The following is a 3,437-nucleotide window of genomic DNA, read 5'->3' as shown; positions in this document are numbered from 1 at the left end:
CCACATGAGCCACACCGGCGGCTGATCATGTCCAGTGACTCGCCCGCGCGGCCAACGCTGCTTTACTCCCTTTATTGCGGTGCCAGCGCGCTGATAGCACCCTTTGCCTGGCGCAAGGTGGCAGGCAAGCTGCGTGATTACGGCCTGCCGGAGGCGCGCGTGCGCGAACGCCTTGGCCACGCCTCCCTGCCCCGTCCCGCCGGGCGGCTGATCTGGTTCCACGCCGCCTCGGTCGGCGAGAGCCTGTCGGTGCTCACGCTCATCAAGCGGATGGGAGAACAGGCGCCGGACGCGGAATTTCTGATCACTTCCGGCACGCCAACGTCTGCCGAGCTGATTGCCAAACGGATGCCGCCGCGCTGCCGCCATCAGTTCCCGCCGCTGGACACAGCCTCGGCGGTGGACCGGTTTCTGGCGCACTGGCGCCCCGATCTGGGGGTGTTTGTCGAAAGCGAACTGTGGCCGCAAATGCTGGTGCGGGCGCGCAAGGGCGGCTGCCCGTTGGTGCTGCTGAATGCGCGGCTGTCGGACCGGTCTGTGGAAGGCTGGAAGAAACGCCCGGAAACGGCGCGCTACATCCTGGGGCAATTCGACCTGCTGGTGACGCAAAATGCAAAGACCGCATCGAACCTGCAGGCGATGGGCGCCAACCCCAAGCGCGTCCGCCCGGGCAGCAACCTCAAGGCCGTCTCAGCGCCGCTGCCGGTCGACCAGGACAGCCTTGAAAAGCTGCGTAGAAACATCGGTGAACGCCCGGTCTGGATCGCGTCCTCGACCCACGAGGGCGAGGAAGAGACCGTGCTGGAGGCACATAAGGCGCTGCTGAAGAAGCACCCGGACCTCTGCCTGCTGCTTGCTCCCCGCCACCCCGAGCGCGGCGATGCGGCAGAAGCTCTGGTGAAGGGCGCAGGCCTGTCCTGCGCACGGCGCAGCAAGGGCGTCATGCCCGGGACTGCCACCCAGGTCTATCTGGCTGACACTCTGGGCGAGGTTGGCACCTGGTATGCCCTCAGCCCGCTGGTTTTCCTGGGCGGCTCCCTGCGCGAAATCGGCGGCCACAACCCGTTTGAGCCAATGCAGGCGGGCGCCACTGTGATCACCGGCACCGGACATTACAATTTTGCCGAAACCTATGCCGAACTGACCGCGCTTGGCGCCGCGGCTGAGGTGCGGTCCGCGGCAGAGTTGACCGATCAGGTTGCCACCTGGCTGGAACAGCCGCAGGCCTTCCAGGCTGCCTGTGATGCCGCCCGGCAATTTATCTCCCGCCAGTCGGATCAATTGGACAGGACGGTGGACGCCCTGCTGGCGGTTCTGCCCCGCGATGGAGGCCATGATGGCAAAAACTGACGCCAATACGGTCGAAGTCATCGCGCCGAATTTCAAGCGCCGCCTGTCCGGCGTCACCTCTACCATCGTGCGGCTGGTGCCGCTGCAGCGCCAGCAAATCGCCATTGCCACCGCCGGCAGCGGCCTGCCCGGCGGCATGCCGCATCTGTCGGTGCTGCAGCTCTTGTTCATGAAACGCAACGGCCCCGCCGGCGCCCGCGTCTGGCACGCCCGGCGCAATGTCGAAATGCTCGGCGGGCTGGCGTTGAAATACCTGCTGGGCAAGCGGCTGAAACTGTTGTTCACCTCCGCTTCCCAGCGTCATCACTCCGGTTACACCAAGTGGCTGATTTCCAACATGGACCGGGTGATTGCAACCTCGGCCAAAGGTGCCGCCTATCTGGAGAACCCGGTGCAGGTGGTGCATCACGGGATCAATACCGAAGAATTTTCCCCGCCCGCTGACAAAGCCGCGTTGCGGCGTGAACTGGGCCTGCCTCAGGATGCAATCCTGATCGGTTGCTACGGCCGCATCCGGGCGCAGAAAGGCACGGACGTCTTTGTCGATGCCATGCTGGAGGTGCTGAAAGCGCATCCCCATGCGGTAGGCCTGGTCATGGGCCGCGCCACCGAAAAGCATGTGGCGTTTGAGAAAGAGCTGCGTGCCAAGGTGGAGGCCGCAGGCCTGTCCGGCCGCCTGCTGTTCCCGCCTGAGGTGCCGGTCTGGGAGGTTTCCCGCTGGTATCAGGCGCTGGATCTCTATGTGGCACCGCAACGCTGGGAGGGGTTTGGCCTGACCCCTTTGGAAGCCATGTCTTGCGGGGTGCCTGCAGTTGCCACCCGCGTTGGCGCCTTTGAAGAGCTGATCGCACCGGGTGAAACCGGCCTTCTGATCGACGCAGGCGGGACCCGGCAGATGGTGGAGGCGATCAATGAGGTGTTATCCACCGAAGGGCGGCTGGACGCCTGGTCAGAGGCAGCACGCAAGCACGCAATTACCAATTTCGCGCTGGAAAAGGAGGCCGGTACTCTGGTCGCGATCTACCGCGAGATGCTGGAGCATTAGCTTCTTCCTTTAACCCAAAGTATCTACCATCTGAGCTCACTCAATTCGCTGTCGCAACGATAGCTAATCCCCCGTTCATGCGGCGAAAGCCGCAAAGGAGCCGATTTTGTTGAAAAACTCTTCCTTGATTGCAGGGGGCATCGCTGATTCAATTCCGTTAGTGAGCGGGAGGTTTGGCGATGATGGGACCGAAGCAGGAAGCGCAGGCGGCGCTGTTCTACGAGTTCTCGCTGGAGAACCATGTCCCGCAAGATCATCTGCTACGGTCGATTGATCGGTTTGTTGATCTGGGCAGCATCCGGGCTCATGTTGCGGCCATACGGGTCACCCATCCATAGACCCTGAGCTGCTTATCCGAATGCTGTTGGTGGGATATTGTTTTGGCATCCGCTCTGAGCGACGGCTCTGCGAGGAGGTCCATCTGAATCTCGCCTATCGGTGGTTTTGCCGCCTCGGCCTGAATGATCGCATCCCCATCACTCCACCTTTTCGAAGAACCGCCATGGTCGCTTCCGAGAGAGCGATCTGCTGCGTCATGTCTTCGAGGCAACCGTGGCACGCTGCATGGAGGAAGGGCCTGCTGGTGGTCAGGGCTTCGCCGTCGATGCCAGCCTGATCAGCGCTGACGTACAGAAACAGAACTCCAGCAATCCCGATGATTGGGCGGCTCGCGATGTTGATCCCCATGATGCGCCGCGCGCAGTGCGTGAGTATCTCGACACCTTGGATGACGAGGTTTTTGGCGCTGCCACGGCGGCTAGGCCCAAATTCACCGCCCATGCCGATCCAGCCAGTCAATGGACCGCCGCACGCAAGGGCCCAGCTTTCTTTGCTTACTCAGACAATTACCTGATCGATACCGATCACGGTATCATCGTGGATGTGGATGCCAGTCGATCAAACAAGACTGCCGAGGTTGGGGCTATGCGCAAGATGATCGACCGGACCGAGGAACGGTTTGGTCTGAGGCCAGATTGGATCGCCGCAGATACTGCTTACGGCTCCTCGGATAATCTCGTCTGGCTTACGCTCAGGCGGAAAA

2 protein-coding genes and 1 pseudogene are annotated in these 3,437 nt (G+C 62.1%); all 3 read left to right on the top strand.

What is annotated here, in order from left to right; all coding sequences use genetic code 11:
* Positions 1-27: 27 nt before the first annotated feature.
* The gene (locus A2I95_RS28145; protein ID WP_291735225.1) at positions 28-1,350 is read left to right on the top strand and encodes a 3-deoxy-D-manno-octulosonic acid transferase; all 1,323 of its coding nucleotides are present in this window, start codon (positions 28-30) and stop codon (positions 1,348-1,350) included.
* Positions 1,337-2,395 carry a glycosyltransferase family 4 protein gene (locus A2I95_RS28140; protein ID WP_291735223.1) on the top strand — a complete coding sequence of 353 codons (1,059 nt, stop codon included), beginning with the start codon at positions 1,337-1,339 and terminating at the stop codon, positions 2,393-2,395. The genes A2I95_RS28145 and A2I95_RS28140 overlap by 14 nt, the downstream gene beginning before the upstream one ends.
* 179 nt (positions 2,396-2,574) lie before the next feature.
* Positions 2,575-3,437, top strand: a pseudogene (locus A2I95_RS28135) (transposase); the annotation flags it as partial.

It is taken from the genome of Leisingera sp. F5 (assembly GCF_001593695.1).
Note: the sequence above shows the minus strand (reverse complement) of the source record. Positions and strands in the feature narration are given on the sequence as shown.